We start from the raw sequence: 19,766 nt of genomic DNA, 5'->3' as shown, positions 1-19,766 counted from the left end.
GATGGATGCCATCTACATTTTCATCATAGTCGGTGGCATCGCTGCAGGCTTCGTCCAGGGTTTGTCAGGTTTCGCATTTGGCATGACGGCCATGTCATTCTGGGCCTGGGGCATGGATCCGGTGATTGCCGCATCGCTGGCGGTGTTCGGTGCATTGACCGGGCAAATCATTGCGGCATTCACCGTGAAGCGCGGCTTTGACTGGCAACTCTTGCTGCCATTCTTTGTCGGCGGCGCAATTGGTATCCCGGTGGGCGTCCTGCTATTGCCGATGTTGGATATGGATATGTTCAAGGCACTGCTGGGCGCGATACTGATCATTTGGTGTCCTTCCATGCTCTTCGTTTCCCGCTTTCCCAAGCTCCAGCCGAAAGGGCGTGTCGCAGATGGCGCGATCGGCCTGATTGGCGGTGTGATGAGTGGCTTTGGCGGATTTGCCGGGATCGTGCCGACTTTATGGTGCACACTGCAGGGTATGGGCAAGGATAAGCAGCGCGTCATCATTCAAAATTTTAATTTGGGTGCGCTGATATTCACCATGCTCGCTTATTTGTACAAGGGCATTATCACGGTCACCATGTTGCCTTATTTTGCGGTACTGGCTCCGGCGATGCTGATACCGTCGCTACTCGGAGCGAGGCTGTATCATCGGATATCTGATGTCGCATTCCGTCGCCTGGTCTTGAGCCTGCTCACCTTGTCCGGCATAGCATTACTGAGTTCGTCCTTGCCCAAGCTATTAGCCTAGAAGCCGGCTTTAATAAAAACCACGATGAAGAAGATGGTCTGATCTATGCGCAGCTTTAGTTGGTTATCCAGTTTTGCCCCCCAGCCGTCCGCGATCGGTACCGAACTTGGCCAGGCCAGGTTCCGTGTCATCAATGTCACACCTTTTTGCTTGTACCTCATCCTCGCCTGGTATTTTCAATGGCAGGCAATACCCGTCAGTGTGGTTATTGGCGCTGCCGGTTACATTGCCTATGCGCTGATCTGGGTGGCTGTCGTTCGTTTTTCGATCTTTAACACGAGCTTGCGTCGCACCCTGGCAAGCATACTGGACCAGGCTTTGCCGGCGCTGGGTATGTACCTGGCGGGTTTCCTGGCCGGGCTGGTAGCGTGGGTGCCGGCGCTGGGTTCGATCGGTAACGGTTTGCGTTTCGGTACACGTTACACCTGGCTGTCGTCGGTGGTTGGCGGCGCGTTGATGGCGATCGCATTTTATTTTTCACCGGAATGGCACACGATCCCGGGTGTCGCGACCGGCATCGTGTTATTCAATGTGCTGGTGCCGCTGTACGTCGTGGTATTGGTCAAGCGCTTGGAACAGGATAAGTACGCGTTCGAGCAACGTGCGGCGCACTTCGAAGAGGCGACCAAGCATGACCACCTGACGGGTCTGTTGAACCGTGCCGGTTTCGCCGATGTGTTTGATGATTTGTTCAGGTCACTGAAGTCGCGCATGGAGCCCCGGGAAATCAGTGCCGTGTTGTTGCTGGACCTGGATGGCTTCAAGGCAATCAATGACGGTTGCGGCCATGCGGCCGGTGATGAAACCTTGCAAAAGGTTGCGCTCGCACTCAGTGGCTGTGTACGTGCATCGGACCGGGTGGCACGACTGGGTGGCGATGAGTTCGGGATACTGTTGCGGCATATCAGCCAGGACCGGGACGTCGAATTGGTGGCGGAAAAGATACTCGCAGCAATCGCCGAGGTGACTGCACCGCGTAGCGATCTGCGCCTGGGTGCCAGCATAGGGATATGCGTGTTGCCGCACCCCGGGTTACAGACTTATGACGAGATACTGAAGGCGGCAGATCGCCTGATGTATGAAGCCAAAGCAGGCGGTAAAAAGCAATTCCGGAAAATGGCGGCCTGATTACTGAGCTAATGCGGCCGCCGCAATCCCGGCTTCAGATTTTTTGCGCCTTGCCGGCCAGTGCATCCAGCTTGGCAATGACCTGGTCCACATCCTTATCGCTATTCGCGATCAGCACCGCAAACTCGATTGCATCATCGCGCTTGGTACTGGCAAAGTAAGCCAGCAGGTAATCGCCATTCTCCGTTTTGGATACATTGCGGCTGTCATCCTTGGCTAGGCGTCGTGCATACCAGACGGCATAGCCATTCGATTCTTCACAGCAATACACCTCTGCCGAATGATGCGGGCCGAGCGGATACGCTTCCGGATCGGTGTACCAGATCGTTTTGCGCCACAGGTGATTCTTCTTTGATTCAGGGATAGGACTCATGTGCGTACTTGCTCCGGCTTGTTTCATCGTAGGATAAATATTGTGTGGCTATTGTAGTGATATGCGGCGCTGCGCAGGAATAGAAATGCATATCCGGTGTCAGATAGCAGAGGTTTCAGCTGAAGTCGGGGGCAGGTCGCTGATGGCCGGATACCGCTAGAGTTTATTGTGTGCACCCGGTGGCAGTTCTATATGCGGTGCGGTACGGGCCAGCATCTCGCGCAGTTTTTTATCTATACGCGCATATTCAAGTTCGATTTCCGTCAGGCGCAGGCTGGCGTCACCGAGGATATTATTCTTCGCGCGGATTTCCAGTTCACGGCACAAGGCGGCCAGTGTTGTTGCACCGATCGACGAAGTACTGCCGCACAAGACATGGGAAAACTTGGCAACCGTTAATGCATCATTGGCGAGGATGGCTTCGTGCAGGAAAACAAAACGTTTCGGGCTATCGGTCAGGAACAGGTCGACCAGCTCGGCAAAGTCAGTGCCAAACATCGCCTGGGTGGCTTCCAGGTCATCATCATTACGTACCATAGAACGCTCCGTGGACGCCGGCTTCAGCCAGCGGCTCAACATGTCGCTCAAGGGGCGCATGCGTATTGGTTTAAAAATAAAATCATCCATGCCAATCGCCAGGCAGGTATCGCGCTCGCTGCGGTTGACACCTGATGACCAGCCGATGATAGGGACATGTTCGTCGCCGGTTTCTGCGGCGCGCAGCAGGGCAGTCGTTTGATAGCCGTCCATATTCGGCATCTGGCAATCCATCAGGATCAGGTCGTACTGCCGTACATGCACCATGCGCAAAGCCTGTTGGCCGTCGCCTGCAGTATCAACCTGGCAGCCGAAGCGGGCCAGCATGCGCTCCGCAATTTGCAGGTTGACGGGGTTGTCGTCGACCGCCAGCACGCGGGTATGGGTGAAGGCGTGGGCATTGTCGGACACCACATACTCGGCATTTAAATGTACCCCGGCACACACGAAGCGCGGCGCATCTTTCTTCGCAATGCAAGTGCACAGCATCGCTACCGTATCCAGCAACATGGTTTGCTGCAGCGGCTTCGGCAGCCAGGCGGAGAAGCCGGCATGTGCCAGGCGATCCGCATCGTGGCGCGTATGTTCGTTGCTGATCAAGACTACCAGGGTATCGCGATACAGCGGGGAGCTGCCGATGGCGGTGCCCAGCGTTTCACCATCGATACCCGGGATGTTTTGATCGAACAGGGCGATGCGGTAGGGATCACCGGCAATGGCGGCGCTTTCCAATGCCGCCAGTGCCACTTTTGGTATATCAAAGCCTTCGATGCGTGCGCCACGCTGCTGCAGTTCGCGCACGACATGGGTACGCGATTCTTCGTTGGCGTCTATAAACAGCATGCGTATGCCGTTGAGTGAGCCCAGGGCGCTACCGGTCGCGAGCTGGTGGATGCCAAGGTCGGTATTCGATTCCAGTAATTGTTCGATATTAAGCAGCAAGTTGTCGGCGCTGCTTTGTGCCAGGTGGATCATTTCGCGCTGGTCGGGAGCCAGGTCATTTTGCCGGATCATTTCCAGCGCACCGATGATGCCGTTCATCTGGCTGTTGACCACGCGTTGCAGGTCATCGAGCAAACGCTCGTCCAGCTGGGTGTTGCTCAGCGTACTGTTCTGATGTTCCCGACGTCGCGCTATGCGCTGGCGCTGCGCCGGACTTATTTTTTTTGTTGTGAACGGCAGATATGAAGACATGATTTCCCGACGGGTAAGCCTGCATCGTGAGCTGGACCAGCAAAGGCTGGCTCCAGGGAAAGAATATATCAAAGCACGGTTTCAAGCGTAAACCTAAATAAAAACCTGCGCTGGCCCCGTGTTTCCCCCTGTTTTGAATTGCAAAAAGCGCATTTTCTCATGTAGTCTTGCGAAAGTTATTTTCCGTGCGGAAATGCTATTGAAGGAAAAGATTGCATTTGTCTGTGCCGGATCGGGGCCGGAACGCCATAGGCGTGCCGAGCATAGGGCCTAAGTAGCACCTAATCGACGGATGTACAGGCATGTTGGTAAAGCGAGCGCATTTGGTATGCGGTGGCATACCTGTGCGCTTTTTATTTAGCTGCTGCAACTAGGGGAAATGCATGTCCAATATTGCTGGAAAGGCATATGCCATGAACGTGATCACGCCGATCCGTTGGTATATGACTTGGATCAACAAGATAATTTTCTGGGTGGCGCTGCGCAAGCCGGCCACCCTCAAGGGTTTGATTACCCTGTCACTGATACACTATGCGCGCTGGGTCATTATCGGCAAGAATCAGTTTCCGCACCTGGATGAACGGCAACCGAAGGAAAAACTGAATTACGCGTACATGCTGTTTTTCAGTAATTTCAACGGTAGCTGGGCGCAATACGTTGATTCCTTCACGTTTGCTATTCCAAGTGGCCTGGATCTGTTCTGGAAATGGAATATCCGCTATCCAAAGTCAGTCCCGCTGACGCCGTTTCACTCCTATATCCAATTCAACCAGGTCCAGACCGATCACTATTACAACGCCTATCCGATGGCGGCGGCGAATGATGTGAAGGCGGCGAAAACATTGAAAGCCGAATTAATCGCTTTCGATGCGAATTTCGGTAAAGCGGAACCGGAGCAATTCCTCAAGCAATACAAGACCCTGTTGCGCAGCCTGCAGCATGACCTGGGCGATATGCAGCCAACGCCGATTGTCAGCCTGGCCGACCAGGCGAAGGGGGAATAAGCATGGGGAATGTCAGCAAAAATGCTTATGCAATTACCTGCCTGTGTCCGATCCAGAAAGGCCATATCGGCGGTACCGCCTACAGTGATGAAGTGCGGCGTCGTTTGCAGGATTGGGGTTTGAATGAAATGAGCCCGATGGCGAAAGTGCCGCAGACATATCTGTGCCGCTACTTTGTGCTCGACGATGTGTACTACGAATCACTGCCCGGCACCGACTTCGGCGGCACCTGGTACGACTTCCTGTCTATCTTCTCCGATCGTTTCCGTCGTGCCGCCTTGCCGGAAGAAGACCACCTGCAATCGAAATACCTGGTCTGGTGCTGCAATATCCACGGCGATCCCGATACCTACCTGCGCGAAATGTGGAGTGCCATCAGTGATGACATCCGTCACCTGTGGGGCTTTTGCTATGGTTTCGAGCATGTATCGGATGCCGATAGTTTCATTGCCTACATCAAGAAATGCCAATTGAAAGCCGCCTTGTTCTTCGTTGGTTCCAACGATGAGCCGTTGCCGGAACAATTGAAGGGACTCTACCTGAAGCAGGAGTTCTCGCGTTTCGTCACTGAACACCAGGGCTTGCCGGCAGCCGAGCTGCAGCAGGCATACCAGGCATTTATCCAGCGGGTAGCCCCGACCAATTTGCAGGAGCCGACCTGGCTCCCCGGGCAATCCACTGTCAATAAACAATCGTAGAAGGATCTTCTTGTGAGCAAAGTTCTGGATTTGATGGATATCCAAGGCAACGTGATCCGTGCCTATGGCCGCTACAATTTTCCCTATGCACGCTATGTATTTTTGAATATCCGTGACGGGGCACGCGGACGTGAGTTCGTGCGCAAGGTGACCGAGCAGGTTACGACTGCCGTGAACTGGGGGCAGGGACCCAACCCGATAGAAAAACCGATGTCGACCGTGAATGTCGCCTTCACTTATCCCGGCCTGAAGACGCTGGAATTGCCGCGCGCATCGCTGATCGGCTTCCCGATGGAATTCGTGATGGGGATGAAAAAGCGTGTCGATATCCTCGGTGACGATAAGCGCAGCGCCCCCGAATACTGGGACCCGATCTGGAAAGAGAGCCGTGAACATGACCGTCATAAAGACGTACATGTGTGGATTTCGATCAATGGGCAAACGCGCGAGGCCATGCAACAGAGTTATGAATGGCTGCAAAAAATAGTGCATGACAGCGCCGGCGGTGTCGCCATCCTGTCCGGTCATAGGGGTGACGACGGGGCCGAGCACCTGCCGTTCCAGGATGTACATGCGGTATTCGAAAACGGCAAGGCGACCAGCAAGGAGCACTTCGGCTATACCGACGGTATCGGCGATCCTGTCTTCGAAGGTTTGCCGGGCAAGCCGGAACGTGTGGTGGGACGTGGCAAGCAACTCAAGGGCGGCAAATGGGTGCCGCTGGCTACCGGCGAATTTATCCTCGGGCATCGGGATGAAGCGGAAGAGTATCCGATCGCACCGGCACCGCAATTGTTATCGCGTAACGGCACCTTCATGGTGTATCGCAAGCTGCATGAAAATGTCGGTACTTTCAATGCCTACCTGGAACAGGAAGGTGCGAAGTACCCGGGCGGCAAGGAATTGCTGGCGGCGAAATTCGTCGGCCGCTGGCGTGACAATGGCGCACCTATCGTGTCGGCACCGGATGTCGCGAGCAAGGCGCAATGGGATGCCAAATTCGCCGCCGCTACCCCGGCTGAACGCGATCGCATGTTGAGCGGTTTCACTTTTGATGACGATATGGATGGCTCCAAGTGCCCATTCAGCTCGCATATGCGCCGCATCAACCCGCGTGCGTCGCTGGAGTTGACGCCGAATGCCTTCGATACGCCGGGTGCACTGGCGAACCGCCGTCGCGTGATACGGCGCGGCTTGCCGTATGGTGAAGTGAAAAATCCGGCGCGCGATGACGGCAATCACGGCATCGTCATCATGATGCTGAACTCCAGCATCAATCGCCAGTTTGAATTCGTGCAGCAGCAGTGGATCAACTACGGCAATGATTTCCGCGCAGCGAACGATAAGGAAATCATCCTCGGTAACCATGATGACGAGCATCCGAGCAAGGCGGTGTTGCAGGTAGCAGCGGATAGTGACGAAGCACCGTACTTCCTGTCGAAGATTCCACGCCTGGTTGAAACGCGTGGTGGCGATTACTTCTTCATCCCGAGCATGACTGCATTGCGCATGATTGCGAAGGGTATTGTCGATCCGACTTGATACAAGGGCCGGAAAGGAAAAGGGAAGCCCAAGCGGCTTCCCTTTTTTATTTCAGCTGTGGTTTGAATGATGGTTCAGATTTCCCAGCTGCCCGGTTCTTTGCGTGCCACCTTGTTGTACTCGTGACGGAAGGTGGAGATCGCATCGTAGACGATCTTGCGTGCACGGTTGATGCCGCCTAATGGCCGATGCGCCGGCAGGCTGTGCCATGGCGTGAAAGACAGGTTTTCGCCGAATACACGTTGTGCTTCGCTATCGAATTCCTGTTGCAGGATGCGTATCGTCGCCACTTTGCGGAACGGTGATTCGCTTTCTTTCCATTCCTTGCCCGGATCTTCGATCGGCATATTCTCTGCATTGGTTTGCAGTTGTACCGTGAAGTCGAAGCTGGCTTCGCCCTGGCCGAGTTGCCGCACCATGGCCTGGCGCAGGTAATCCGGCCCTGGATTCGGTGGCATCGCATCAGGGTGTGGAACGTGCGGGATAGCCGAATACTTGACGGCGGTGTCGCCGAATAAATAGGGCGTGGTACTCCAGTAGCGCATTTGCAGCGGATTGGCGAATTGTTTTAATGAGGTGACCAGATTCCAGATCACGCGCCAGTGCGTCGCAAAGAAGCCGATCTTGGCCCAAATGCTGCCGGTCATGGCTTTGATCAGCGCATCGAATTCCTCAACGTTTTTAGTCACGAAGACATTGGTGCTGATGACGATGAAGTCCTGGGTTTGTTCGTGGCGTTCGCTCTCCAGCAATTTGTCGCCGGCTACGCCCATGAGTTTGATCGCCATGCCGCGGATATCGCGCGCCTTATCCGCCTGTATCGTGCCATCCTGGTTGGAAAAGCGGATCCAGGCCTGATAGCTACGCGGCTCGGCAAAAATGCCGACGCGCAGTTCCGGTGCCAGATTGCTTTCAACTGTAAATTCCGCCTTGACCACGCCATGCATTTTTGGGTGCGCATCGCGGCGCATGATGCCGGTCGGGTTGTCGCGGATGATTTTGGCTTTGAGACGGGCGGCGAGGTCTGCGGTGTATTGCTGTTCCCCAACCGGAATGCATTCTTGCGCGAGTGTGTTGTCTGACATAAATTAATTGTAGATTTGATACCACATCATGGCCGCGCACTAGAGGATTCAGCTATATTACGCGGGGCGGTTGAGCGAATAACAGTTGCCTATAATTAACTGTAATTAATTTTTTTGCAAGATGAACTGGCACCCTTTGTCGCCAATTTGCGATGAAATCGGAGCATCAAATCAAATTCCCACAGCAATCTGCCTGGTCACCATTAGCGAAGCGCTCAAGCCAGACGCAAGTCGGCTTGCACCGCACGATGTTTTTCCGTGCGTCCGCGATTTCGGATGAGGCGGATGAGCATGTTGATATACCTGCGTATGACCTGAATGCCGCACTGCATTTGTTCGTCGCCCTGATCAAGGGTTTGAGCGAGGTGCATAAGCGCGTCGACCTGCATCAGGCGGTGTGCCTGGCCAACCTGCGCCTGCTGCAGGATGGGTCGGTCGAATTCCGTAACGATGCGACGGTACCGCTGGCATACAGCTCGCCCGAACAAACCGGACGCATGAATCGCCAGGTCGATTACCGCAGCGATTATTATTCGCTCGGTATCGTGCTGTACGAACTCTTGAGCGGGCACCTGCCGTTCGAGTCGGACAACGTGATGGAGCTGGTATATAGCCACATTGCGAAGAAGCCCTTGCCGCCGAGCCGCTTCAATCCGGCGATACCGGAAACGATAGGCAATATCGTCCTCAAATTGCTGGCGAAGAACGCCGAAGACAGATACCAGAGCCTGGAAGGCTTGCTCAGTGATATAGAACAATGCCGGGTCGCCCTGCAGGATAGCGGTGTGGTTGAGCCTTTCCCGTTGGCGCAACATGACGTCTGCGATCGCCTGCAAATTTCACAAAAGCTGTATGGTCGCGATTGCGAATATGCGCGCTTGCTGACTGCATTCAAGAATGTCACGGCCGGCACGACAGAACTGTTGCTGGTGACCGGTTATTCGGGCGTCGGTAAATCGTCGCTGGTCAATGAAATCCATAAACCGGTGGTGGCCCAAGGCGGTTATTTCATCTCCGGTAAATTCGACCAGTTCAAAAGGACTATCCCGTACTCTGCCTTTAACCAGGCTTTCCGTGAACTGATGCGGCAAATCCTGACGGAAAATGAAAGCCGGATTGCCGAATGGCGTGTCAAGTTACTGAAAGCGTTGGGCCCAAACGGGCAATTGATCATCGATGCAATTCCCGAGCTGGAATTCATCATCGGCAAGCAGCCGCAAGTACCGTTGCCGAGTGCGACACGGAATAGCTTCAACTACGTGATGCAAAACTTCGTCAGTGTGTTCACGCGTCTCGAACATCCTATCGTATTGTTCCTTGATGATTTGCAATGGGCCGACGCCGCTTCACTGAAGCTGATCAGCTTGTTGATGCGCAACCTGAACGACCCCTGCCTGCTACTGATCGGGGCCTACCGCAGCAATGAAGTAGATATTGCGCATCCGCTAAACCTGACGCTGGACCTGATCCGCAAGGAAGCCAATGTCACGACTATCGAGCTGAGTCCTTTATCCGACCTGAGCATCCTCGAGATGGTGGCGGATACGCTGCAATGTGAAGAAGCGGAAGCGATCTCGCTGGCCAGCCTGATTTATCGCAAGACGCTGGGCAATCCTTTCTTCATCGGCCAGTTCATCAAGAGCCTCAACAGCGATGGCTTCCTGTTCTTTGAAAACGGCCGCTGGCGCTGGAATATTGCGCAGATCGAAGAACTCAACATCACCGATAACGTGGTTGACCTGCTGACCAAGGAATTGCGGCGCTTGCCGGAATCCACGCAACGGCTGTTGACGATCGCCGCCTGTATCGGCAGCCGCTTTGATTTGCAAACGCTGGAAACCGTCAGCCAACGCTCCAAGCAGGACATCGGCGAACTCTTGCACGATGCAATCCAGACCGGCCTGGTGTTGCCGGCCGAGCATACGGTGGCGGCCACCGCGCTGGTGTCATACGTTTATCAGTTCCGGCACGATAAAGTGCAGCAGGCGGCGTATGAAGGCATTGCCAAATACGAAGCTGATGCCATCCATCTGGAAATCGGCCGCTTGCTGCTGAACAGCCTGACGGATGAAGAAAAAGAAGAATCGATCTTCGAACTGGTCGATCACCTGAACCAGGGACGTTCTTTGCTGACGCTGCAAAGCGAGAAAGAGAAACTGGCGGAGCTGAATTTGCAGGCCGCGAAGAAAGCACGTAAATCAGCCGCTTTCGATGTGCACCGCGATTGCATCAATATTGCCGGCGAATTTGGCAGCGTACATATCTGGCGTGAAAAACAGGTTTTCATGCACGAGCTGTACATGGAAAAGATCAATGCCGCCTTCGCCCGTGCCGATTACAAGGAAATGGAAAAGCTGTGCCAGATCGTCTGCGAGCACAGCGAAACGCCGGGTGAAATCATCGCGGCCAAGAATTACCTGATACGTTGCTACGGCGCGATCTACAAGCCGCAAGAATTGATGAAGACCGGCATTGAGATGCTGGAAATTGCCGGCATCAAGATCCCGCCTAACCTGAATGAAAAACATATCCTGCTGGCACGCCTGAAGTTGAAAGCGGCGATGCGCGGACGCGACCCGCTGGAACTGGAAAACCTGCCACCGGCAACCGATCCGGAGTATCTGCTGCAACTGCACGCGACCATGGCTTTCCTCGGTTACGGCTTCACCTACCTGGCCGGTTCCAATTCCGTGTTGTGGGTTGCGCTGGAAATGGTCCGTCGTTCGATCCATTATGGTTCGTCGCCGCATTGTGCTTATGCATACGCGGTCTGGGGCCGCACGCTGGTCGGCAAACTCGGCAAGATTGCCGACGGCTATAAATTCGGCAAGGTCGCGGCACAACTGGGTGGGGAAAAAATTTCGCTGGGGGCGGCCGGGATTTTCCACGGCATCATACGACACCATCGCGAGCACTTGCGCCTGTCTTTGGAACCCTTGATGGATATCTACGTCAAGGCGATGGAAACCGGTGACCGTCCGGGCGCGATGGTGGCTTTGTCCTTTTCGGATGCGATCCGCTTCCAGTCCGGCGGCAATGTGCAGGAAGCCTTGCAAACGATACGCAAGGACCTCGATATCTATCGCAAGATGGATTATGCCGCCTTGCTCGGCGTGATGATCCCTTGGGCCTTGCTGTTTTCACGGTTGGTTGGTGAATCCATTACCGACATCACGCAAGGCCGCGACCAGGAAGATTATGTACAGTCGCGCAAGAATGCCGCCGACCCGTGGGGCATTTTCTATGTGCGTACGATACAAGCTATCGGCGAATATTATTTCGGTGAATTCGGCAAAGCGCGCTTGCATGCGATGGAAGCCATGGAGTTGCCGGGTTTTCATTTCGGTACGCCTTCGTCCGGCTTCCTGATGTGGGTGTATTCACTGTCGGAGCTGGCTTTGTGCCGGCCATACGATGCCCATGCGTCGGCGACACTGGCACGGGTCAAGGTATGGCAGCGCCAATTTAAGGATTGGGCTGATCATGCACCGATGAATTATCGCCACAAATGGCAATTGGTCGAAGCGGAACGTTATCGCGTCAGCGATCGGAACAGCTTGGCCGAGCAAGCTTATGAACAGGCGATTGCCGGTGCCCGCAAATACGGTTTTATCAACGATGAAGCGCTGGCGCATGAATTGACCGGCAAGTTTTATCTCGGGCAAGGCAAGGACATCAATGCACGCATGCATCTGGAGCAGGCGCATGCACGCTATGAAGAGTGGGGTGCTTTTGCCAAGGCGATGCAGATGGAGGAAGCGTATCCGATCTTGCTGGCACGCGTGATTACCCGCCGCCGCGAGAACAGTCGTGACCTGGAAGATGCGCGTGAACGGCAGGTCGATATCCAGACGGTGATCAAGGCTTCGCAGACTTTGTCGAGTGAAATCCAGCTCGATAAATTACTCTCCAAGCTGATGCGTTTGTTGATTGAAAATGCCGGCGCGCAAAAAGGTGCACTGCTGTTGATGGAGCACGGGCGCTTGTTTATCCAGGCGGAAGTCAGTGCGGATGGCACGATCGTGGTGGAACAGGAATTGCCGCTGGAAAAAAGCACGACGCTGGGCCTGGCCGTCATCAACTATGTAAAGCGCACACACGGCAATGTGGTGTTGGGTGATGCCGGCAATGACAGCCAGTTCAACGGCGATCCGTATATAGAGCGCGAACGGCCGAAGTCAATACTGTGCCTGCCCTTGCAGAAGCAAGGGCAATTGGTCGGCGTGCTGTATATGGAAAACAACCTGGCCTTCGATGCATTCACATCGGAACATACGGAGCTGCTGCAAATCCTGTCGACACAGATTGCAATCTCGCTGGAAAACGCCGGCTTGTACAACGACCTTGAACAAAAAATCGAAGCCCGTACGCAAGCGCTGAGTCACAAGAATACCGAATTGCATGACACGCTGAACTCGCTGCGCCGCACGCAGAAGCAATTGGTGGAATCGGCCAAACTGGCCTCGCTCGGACAATTGGTGGCCGGTGTCGCGCATGAAATCAATACGCCGCTGGGCGTCGGTGTCACCGGTGCTTCGACACTGGCAGAGGAAACTGCCAGATTGAAGTCGCTGTTCCAGAGCGGTGCCATGAAGCGCTCCGACCTTGATGCTTATGTTGGTACCGCTGGCACCATCAGTAAATTGCTGTTGTCGAATATGGAACGCGCGGCGACGCTGATACAGAGCTTTAAAGACGTCGCCGTTGACCAGACCAGTGAAGAGCGCCGGACCTTCCGCCTCAAGGCTTATATTGATGAAATCCTGTCCAACCTGAGTCCGATGTTGCGTCGCTCCGAGCACAAGGTGACGGTCAATTGTGATGAGACGATAGAGGTGGATACCTACCCGGGGGCCTTGTCGCAAGTTATCACCAATTTGGTCATGAACTCCTTGCTACATGCCTTTACTGACCATGTGCCGGGTGAAATACTGATCGTGGTGCGCAATGTGTATGAGCAGGGGGAAGAAACCGATATGCTCGAACTGAGCCTGTCGGATAACGGCAATGGCATACCGCAAGAGAACTTGGCCAAAGTCTTCGACCCTTTCTTCACGACGACGCGCGGTCGTGGCGGTAGCGGCCTGGGCCTGAATATCGTGCACAACCTGGTCAACGGTAGTTTGCAGGGACAGATTGCGGTGGAAAGCCAGTTGGGCGTGGGTACCACTTTCATCCTGCGTTTTCCGCGCAATCCGATAGAGGCAGCGGATACTGAAATCGATACTGACGGGCCCGACCATGTTTAGGATGCGCGATGTTTGACGATTTTTCATTTGCTCCGGAAAAAGAAGGTGCCGGCGGCGACGGTGGCGTGCCATGGAAAATCCTGATTGCCGATGACGAAGAGGAAGTGCACCAGGTCACGGCAGTCGCGATGATAGACGTCCGCTTCAAAGGGCGTCCGCTGGAGTTCCTGCATGCGTATTCAGCGGCGGAAGCGCGCGAAGTGTTGAAGCAACATCCGGACATGGCAATTATCCTGCTGGATGTGGTGATGGAAGATGAGGATGCCGGGCTCAGGCTGGTGCGTTACATCCGCGAGGACATGCGTAATCGCAGCTTGCGCATAGTCCTGCGCACCGGGCAGCCGGGGCAGGCACCGGAACGTGATGTCGTGATTGACTACGACATCAATGATTACAAATCCAAGACCGAACTGACCAGGCAAAAATTGTTGACCTGCGTGATTTCGGCACTGCGCTCCTACGAAGATATCCTCTTGCTGGAAAAAGGGCGCAACGGCCTCGAGCATGTGGTGAATGCTGCTTCGGCCTTCCTGCAAACGCCTTCCGAGCAAGCTTTTGCGATGCAAATCCTCAAGCAGCTAAACCTGCTGATCCAGCATCCACTCGATGGTTTGGTGATGCGACGCACCTTGGGTAGTGAGGACATGCGGGTGGTCACATCGGTCGGCAAAATCATACGAACCGAACCTGCGGTGCTGGAGACCGTGCAAAAAGTATTGGCGGCGCAAAAGAATATCTACAGTGACCAGCATGTCGGCCTGTATATACAAACGCTGAATGATGCGAATGAATATGTCATTTGCTGTCCTTTGCAGCGCGCCTTGTCGGAGATAGAGCACAGGCTGATCGATGTCATGTGCACCAATATCTCGGCCGGCCTCGCGAATGTGCAACTCTATGAATCGCTGCTGAACCTGAGCCGCAACCTGGAATACCAGGTGGTGGAACGCACACGTGATCTATCGATAGCGAAGGATGAGGCGGAATCGGCGAACCGGGCGAAATCAGAATTCCTGGCGGTCATGAGCCATGAAATCCGCACGCCGATGAATGGCATGCTGGGCATGATGCAATTGGCGCTGGCTGAAACCTCCGACCGTACCCAGCGCGAGCACCTCGAAACCGCGCAATATTCTGCCGAAGCCTTATTGAGCATACTCAATGACATCCTGGACTTCTCCAAGCTGGAGTCCGGCAACCTGCAATTTGAAGCCGCGCAGTTTGATTTGCTCAAAACCATGGATAGCGTGATCAACCTGATGGCTTCACGCAGCTGTGATGCCGCCTTGTCGCTGGCGATCGAATGCCCAGCCGAGATCCCCCGGGTGCTGGTCGGCGATGCGAATCGCCTGCGCCAGGTTTTGCTGAACCTGATTAATAATGCGCTCAAGTTTACCGAGCAGGGTGGTGTCACCTTGAAGGTCGAATTGCTGAACCTGAATGCAGGCCAGGCGCGTATGCGCTTTACCGTGATCGACAGCGGCATTGGGATTGCCCCGGCAGCACAGGCACGCTTATTCCAGGCTTTTTCGCAAGCGGATAACTCTATTTCACGGCGCTTCGGCGGCACCGGCCTGGGTTTGTCGATCTGTAAAAAGATCGTTGATATGCAGGGCGGCAGCATAGGTGTGCATAGTACCGAGGGTAAGGGTAGTCAATTCTGGTTCGAGCTGCAGTTTGGTGTCGGCAGTGAAACGGAAGCGACAGCGGAGGTATTGGCCGCGCCTGCCAGGAATACACGCCAGTTGCATATCCTGTTGGCGGAAGATAATGAAATCAACCAAAAAGTCGCCGCTACCTTGCTGAGGAAAGCCGGTCATACGGTGGAAATCGCACAAAACGGGCTGGAAGCGGTGCAGGCGGTACAGGCCAGCGTTTTTGATGTGGTCCTGATGGACATGCACATGCCGGAAATGGATGGTTTGGCCGCTACCCGTGCCATCCGCAACATGAGCGGCCCGGCGGCGACACTGCCGATTGTGGCGCTGACAGCAGCCGGGGCGTTGTCAGATATACAAATATGTATGGATGCGGGCATGAACTACTTCCTCGTGAAGCCCTTCCGCATGGAGCGCCTGAGCAGTATCTTGCACGAACTGTCGATCGCTCCCCGCCCTTAGTTAACAGTAGTCGACGGTCGTAATCCCGCGTCAATTCATCTGCCGGCGGGCCCGGCTGCCATTGCATATCGCCGAAATGGCTCGGCTTTCCCCCTCTTTTTCAGGCCTGATTTACCGGCCGTCCCTTGATAATGCCTCAAGAAACTCCGGCAAAAGCGGATAAAAAGCAGCCGGAAACGATATTCAAACGGGGATCCATGATGGAAACGAACCAGGCACTGCGCAAAAATCTTTCTCTGTCGGCGACGGCTGCGGAGAACGACGACGTCATAGACAGCACAATTGATGTGCCGAAAAGTGGTGCACGTGTCGGCGGCATGGACCTCAAGGCAATCCGCGAAGCGATCGCCCGCGTAGAAGCAGAAGCCAAGGCAACCGTAACAGCTGAAAACCGCGCCTATGCGGAAGCACACGCCCGTTCGCTGGCAGAAGATCGCGTGCAGACGGATGCGGCGGCGATTGCGGAAGCCAATAAACATGCGCGTGCGGCGGAAGAAGCCATCGCCGCCAGCCGTGCCCGCCTGGAAGCCGAACGCCAGGCGCGTGCCGCCAGCGAAGCGCGCACCATCGCCGTCAACAAGGAAATCGCCGAACTGCGCGCGCGTACCGAGGCCGATACCCAGTTGGGCATCATCGCTATCGGTCGTGCCAAAGCGGAACAATTGGCGCGTAAGCGCACGGTAGAACAAATCGCCGAAGAATCCGAGCTCAGTGCACGTGCGGCCGCGGCCGCCGAGCAATTGGCGCAGGAAACCGAAGACTTGCGTCGCCAGGTAGCGGAGCGTATTGCCACTACCGAAATCGCAACCCGTGCGGCACAGGAAGATGCCGAAGAGCGTGCTCGCCTGGAAGCGCGCGTCGCCGACCTAGCGCGCGAACATGCCCGCCGCGAAAAGCTCGCACTGGAAACCAATAAGGCACTGATCAGTACGCGTCGTGATGCAGTCATGCTGAGCCAGCAACGTGAAGAAGCTGACAGCAAGGCACTCGCGACCATGCTGAGCCGCATGCCGGCTGAAGTGCGTGCACGTGAAGAAGCCAAGGCACGTGCTGCGACCGAGCAGGAACAACATAGCATCGCGCAAGCCCGTCTCGAATCCGAACAGCGTGCACTGGAAGCGATCCAGATGCGCATGCAGGCGGAAACCGAAATGCAGGCCGCTGCAGCGCGTCGCGAACATGTGGAAAAGATGGCGGCCGTGGCGGCACAGTCACGTCGTGAAGCGGAAGAGCGTATCCGTGTCGCAACTGAAGCGCGCATCCAGGTCGAAAAAGAATTGCAAAACTCGGCGGTAGCGCGGGTGGAAGCCGAACACCAGGCGGATGAACAAGTGCGGGCCCGCATCGCAGTGGAAGCGCGTGGCGAAGAAGAAGCACGCCAGCGTGAAATCGCCGAGCAACAGGCAATGGCTGCAGCGCGGGTACGTACCGAAGAAGAATTACGCTCACGTGAATTGGCGGAGCAACGCGTGGCGATGGAACGGGCGGCAGCGGCAATGGCCGCAGCGCGTGTCGCTTCTGAAAAAATTGCACTGGACCGTGCGGCTGAACGCCTTGAGCTGCAACAGCAAATGGCGGAAACCGCGTCGCAAAAAGCGGAAGAAACTCTGGCTTTGGCGAATGCGGAGCGCGAACGTGCTGCAGCAGAGCAAGTTGCACTGGCTGCCTTGCAAGCAAAAAAACAAGCGGAACAGGCGGTAGCCGCCAGCGTTGCCGCGAATGCGGAAGCGGATCAGGAACAAGCCGCCTTATTGCGCCTGACGGAAAAAGCAGAACAGCAAAACCTGTCGGCGAAGGAAGCAGAAAGCGCCGCCATCAAGCTGGCGCTGGAACAAACTGTCGCCGAAGCGAACCATAAACGTGCGGCGGCCGATGCGGCACTGGCAAAAGCGCATGAAGCGGTGAAACTGGCCAAGTTGCAGGAGCAACGCTTGCAGGACGAGCAAAAATCGTTGCAGGCAATGCAGGAAAAACTGGCTGTCGAGCGTGCACATGCTGATGCAGTACAAAAGGAATTACTCAGCCATCGCCAACGGATCGCGAAGGAGCAGGTAGCCAAGGCTGCCTCCGAAGCACGTGATCGTGCGAATCAGGAAACTGCTGCTTTGCTGGAAGCACAAGAGCAAGCTGAGCAGGAATTGCGCGCAGCACGCGAAGCAGAGCAAATGGCCAAGCAGCATGCACTGGCTCAAACCAGGGCGCAGACCGAAATGCAGCGTAAAGCCGCCCGCGCAGAGTTGGAAAAAACCCGGCAAATGGTTGAGCTGACACGTGCCGAGCGCGAACGCGCAGAAGCTGAAGAGCTGGCGGTGCAGGCACTGGAAGAAAAACGCCAGATCGAAGCGGCGGCGCAAGCGGAAGCCGAAGCACGCACTGCGGCTGAATTGCAAAAGATGGAAATGCTGCGCGAGCGTGAACTGGAAGAACGAAAAATGCGTGCCGCCAGCGAAGCGGAATGCGCGGCGACGCGCGCGACTCTGGAGCAAACCAAGGCACGTGCAGAATTCCAGCAGGCGGCGGCATTGGCATCGGAGCAGCTCGCAGCACAGGCACTGGAACTGGCGCAGCAGGAACAGGCTCGCAGCGCAGCCGAACAGCAGGCGCTGGCAGCGATGCAGCAAAAACTGGCATTGGAACAAAAGGCACGGGTAGAAGCCGAGGCGCGCATCCTGCTCGAGCATGAACAAGCCAATACATTGCAAGCCCGTAGCGCAGCGGAAGAGGCATTGCGTGCATCCAGTGCTGTGCGCCTGGCTGCGGAAAAACAAACGCTGGAAGCGGCCGAGCAACAAGCTGAGCTGCAACGCAAAGCAGCGGCTGCCGCTGAAGTACAGGCAAAGCAGGCACTCGAATTGGCGAAAACCGAAAGGGTACGCGCCAACCTCGAGCAGCAGGCGATGAATGCGATCGAGAAAAAATTGCAGGCCGAGCAGCAGCGCGCGAATGCTGCAGCATCCTTGCTGCAGGCGACCCAGGAAAAACTGCAGGCGGAAGAAGCAGCGTTGGCAGCATCGGAAGCGCGTGCCCGCGCCGAACAGGAACAAACCAGCATCTTGCGCAGCCGTGAGCAGGTGCAGGCTGCATTGCGTGAGGCGACCGAAGCCGCTAATGCCGCTGAAAAGGAATTGCTGGAAAAAGAAATGCAGCAAGCCGAAGCACAGCGCATCCTGACGGAACTGGCAGAGCGTAAAGCACTGGAAGCCAGCGAGCTGGCAGGAATCGAAGCACAACGCATCAGTGCCGAAGAGCAGGCTGTGGCCATGCTGGAAGAGCAGCAACAACTGGAATTGCAAAGAGCAGAAGCCAGTGAAATTGCACTGACCGCGCTGCAGGAAAAATTATCGGCCGAGCAGCGCGCGTGTACCGAAGCAGAACAATGCGCGATTGCGGGACTGGAAGAAGCCGAACTGGCAAACCAGCGCCTGGCCGCAGAGACCGAAGCGCGCCTGGCACAGGAAGCACAACTGGAAGCGGAGCGTATTGCGCTCGCTTACGCGCAGGAACAGGCAAAGTCGGCGGCCGCCGCACTGGAACTGTCGAAAGCGAACCAGGCACGTTTGGAGCGCGAACAAGCCGAAGCACAAGCTGTGGCGCACGAGCTGCTGGTGCGTATCAGCGAGCAGGGTGAGCAAAACGAAGAATGGCGCATGCGTGCGGAAGCGGTATTGGCTGAAGCTGAGCTGGTATCACCGGTGAAATCACGCACCGCCGCATGGCTTGCAGTAGCCGCAGGCTTTGCCCTGTGTGCCGGCCTCGCCGGCTGGGCCGTGCAGGGTAATGGTTTGCAGATGTTTGGCGCGCAGCCGGTAGCGCAAACCGTGCTTGTGCCACACTCTGTCAGTACAGTAGCGGAAGCGGTGACCCCGGCCGCCAACCTGCAAATGTCTTATGCCCTGACCACACTGCCGACACCAGCAGCCAAGTAAACTGCCGTCAGCAAACCGGAAAAAGGAGATGCAGCCGCAAAGCTGCATCTCCTTTTTGCTTGTGTACCTGCTTCTGTCGACGGTGAAATTTCCGGCAGCATCTGCTGCCATCTCGCTTGCAGCTGTCAATTAAATCGCGCAAAATCGACGCCGCCCTCGAAA

Annotated in this window: 11 protein-coding genes; 8 read left to right on the top strand and 3 right to left on the bottom strand. The window is 55.6% G+C overall.

Going from position 1 to position 19,766, the window contains the following annotated elements:
- The first annotated feature begins 1 nt into the window (after position 1).
- On the top strand, positions 2-748 hold the full coding sequence (locus ACFQPC_RS09175) for a sulfite exporter TauE/SafE family protein (RefSeq protein ID WP_382271564.1): 747 nt from the start codon (positions 2-4) through the stop codon (positions 746-748).
- A gap of 45 nt (positions 749-793) precedes the next feature.
- A complete protein-coding gene (locus tag ACFQPC_RS09170) occupies positions 794-1,876 on the top strand; it encodes a GGDEF domain-containing protein (protein ID WP_382271563.1) in 1,083 nt (360 codons plus the stop codon).
- A gap of 34 nt (positions 1,877-1,910) precedes the next feature.
- Here the strand turns inward: ACFQPC_RS09170 and ACFQPC_RS09165 are convergent, their stop codons facing one another.
- Both ACFQPC_RS09165 and ACFQPC_RS09160 read right to left on the bottom strand, forming a co-directional pair.
- Positions 1,911-2,249: a hypothetical protein gene (locus tag ACFQPC_RS09165; RefSeq protein ID WP_382271562.1), complete on the bottom strand. Its 339-nt coding sequence runs from the start codon at positions 2,247-2,249 to the stop codon at positions 1,911-1,913.
- A gap of 156 nt (positions 2,250-2,405) precedes the next feature.
- On the bottom strand, positions 2,406-3,980 hold the full coding sequence (locus tag ACFQPC_RS09160; RefSeq protein ID WP_382271561.1) for a response regulator: 1,575 nt from the start codon (positions 3,978-3,980) through the stop codon (positions 2,406-2,408).
- Between the two features lie 413 nt (positions 3,981-4,393).
- Here ACFQPC_RS09160 and ACFQPC_RS09155 point away from each other — a divergent pair, with 413 nt between their 5' ends.
- From ACFQPC_RS09155 to ACFQPC_RS09145, 3 genes are read left to right on the top strand one after another with little or no spacing between them, the layout of a single operon-like run.
- On the top strand, positions 4,394-4,984 hold the full coding sequence (locus ACFQPC_RS09155; RefSeq protein ID WP_382271560.1) for a hypothetical protein: 591 nt from the start codon (positions 4,394-4,396) through the stop codon (positions 4,982-4,984).
- Between the two features lie 2 nt (positions 4,985-4,986).
- Positions 4,987-5,682, top strand: a complete 696-nt coding sequence (locus ACFQPC_RS09150) for a hypothetical protein (protein WP_382271559.1) — start codon at positions 4,987-4,989, stop codon at positions 5,680-5,682.
- A gap of 12 nt (positions 5,683-5,694) precedes the next feature.
- On the top strand, positions 5,695-7,224 hold the full coding sequence (locus ACFQPC_RS09145; RefSeq protein WP_382271558.1) for a Dyp-type peroxidase: 1,530 nt from the start codon (positions 5,695-5,697) through the stop codon (positions 7,222-7,224).
- A 74-nt stretch (positions 7,225-7,298) separates the two neighbouring features.
- On the opposite strand, the gene ACFQPC_RS09140 is transcribed toward ACFQPC_RS09145, so the two are convergent.
- A complete protein-coding gene (locus ACFQPC_RS09140) occupies positions 7,299-8,309 on the bottom strand; it encodes a catalase family protein (protein ID WP_382271557.1) in 1,011 nt (336 codons plus the stop codon).
- Between the two features lie 152 nt (positions 8,310-8,461).
- On the opposite strand from ACFQPC_RS09140, the gene ACFQPC_RS09135 reads away from it, so the two are divergent.
- The 3 genes from ACFQPC_RS09135 (at position 8,462) to ACFQPC_RS09125 (ending at position 19,604) form a co-directional block, all read left to right on the top strand.
- A complete protein-coding gene (locus ACFQPC_RS09135) occupies positions 8,462-13,558 on the top strand; it encodes a trifunctional serine/threonine-protein kinase/ATP-binding protein/sensor histidine kinase (protein WP_382271556.1) in 5,097 nt (1,698 codons plus the stop codon).
- A gap of 8 nt (positions 13,559-13,566) precedes the next feature.
- Positions 13,567-15,678, top strand: coding sequence for a response regulator (locus ACFQPC_RS09130; protein ID WP_382271555.1), 2,112 nt, complete (start codon positions 13,567-13,569; stop codon positions 15,676-15,678).
- 197 nt (positions 15,679-15,875) lie between these two features.
- Positions 15,876-19,604, top strand: a complete 3,729-nt coding sequence (locus tag ACFQPC_RS09125) for a coiled-coil domain-containing protein (protein ID WP_382271554.1) — start codon at positions 15,876-15,878, stop codon at positions 19,602-19,604.
- Positions 19,605-19,766: the final 162 nt, after the last annotated feature.

Origin of the sequence: Herminiimonas glaciei (genome assembly GCF_042664955.1) — a bacterium.
Lineage (GTDB): Bacteria > Pseudomonadota > Gammaproteobacteria > Burkholderiales > Burkholderiaceae_D > Oxalicibacterium > Oxalicibacterium glaciei.
This window is presented reverse-complemented; position numbering and strand designations above follow the sequence as displayed.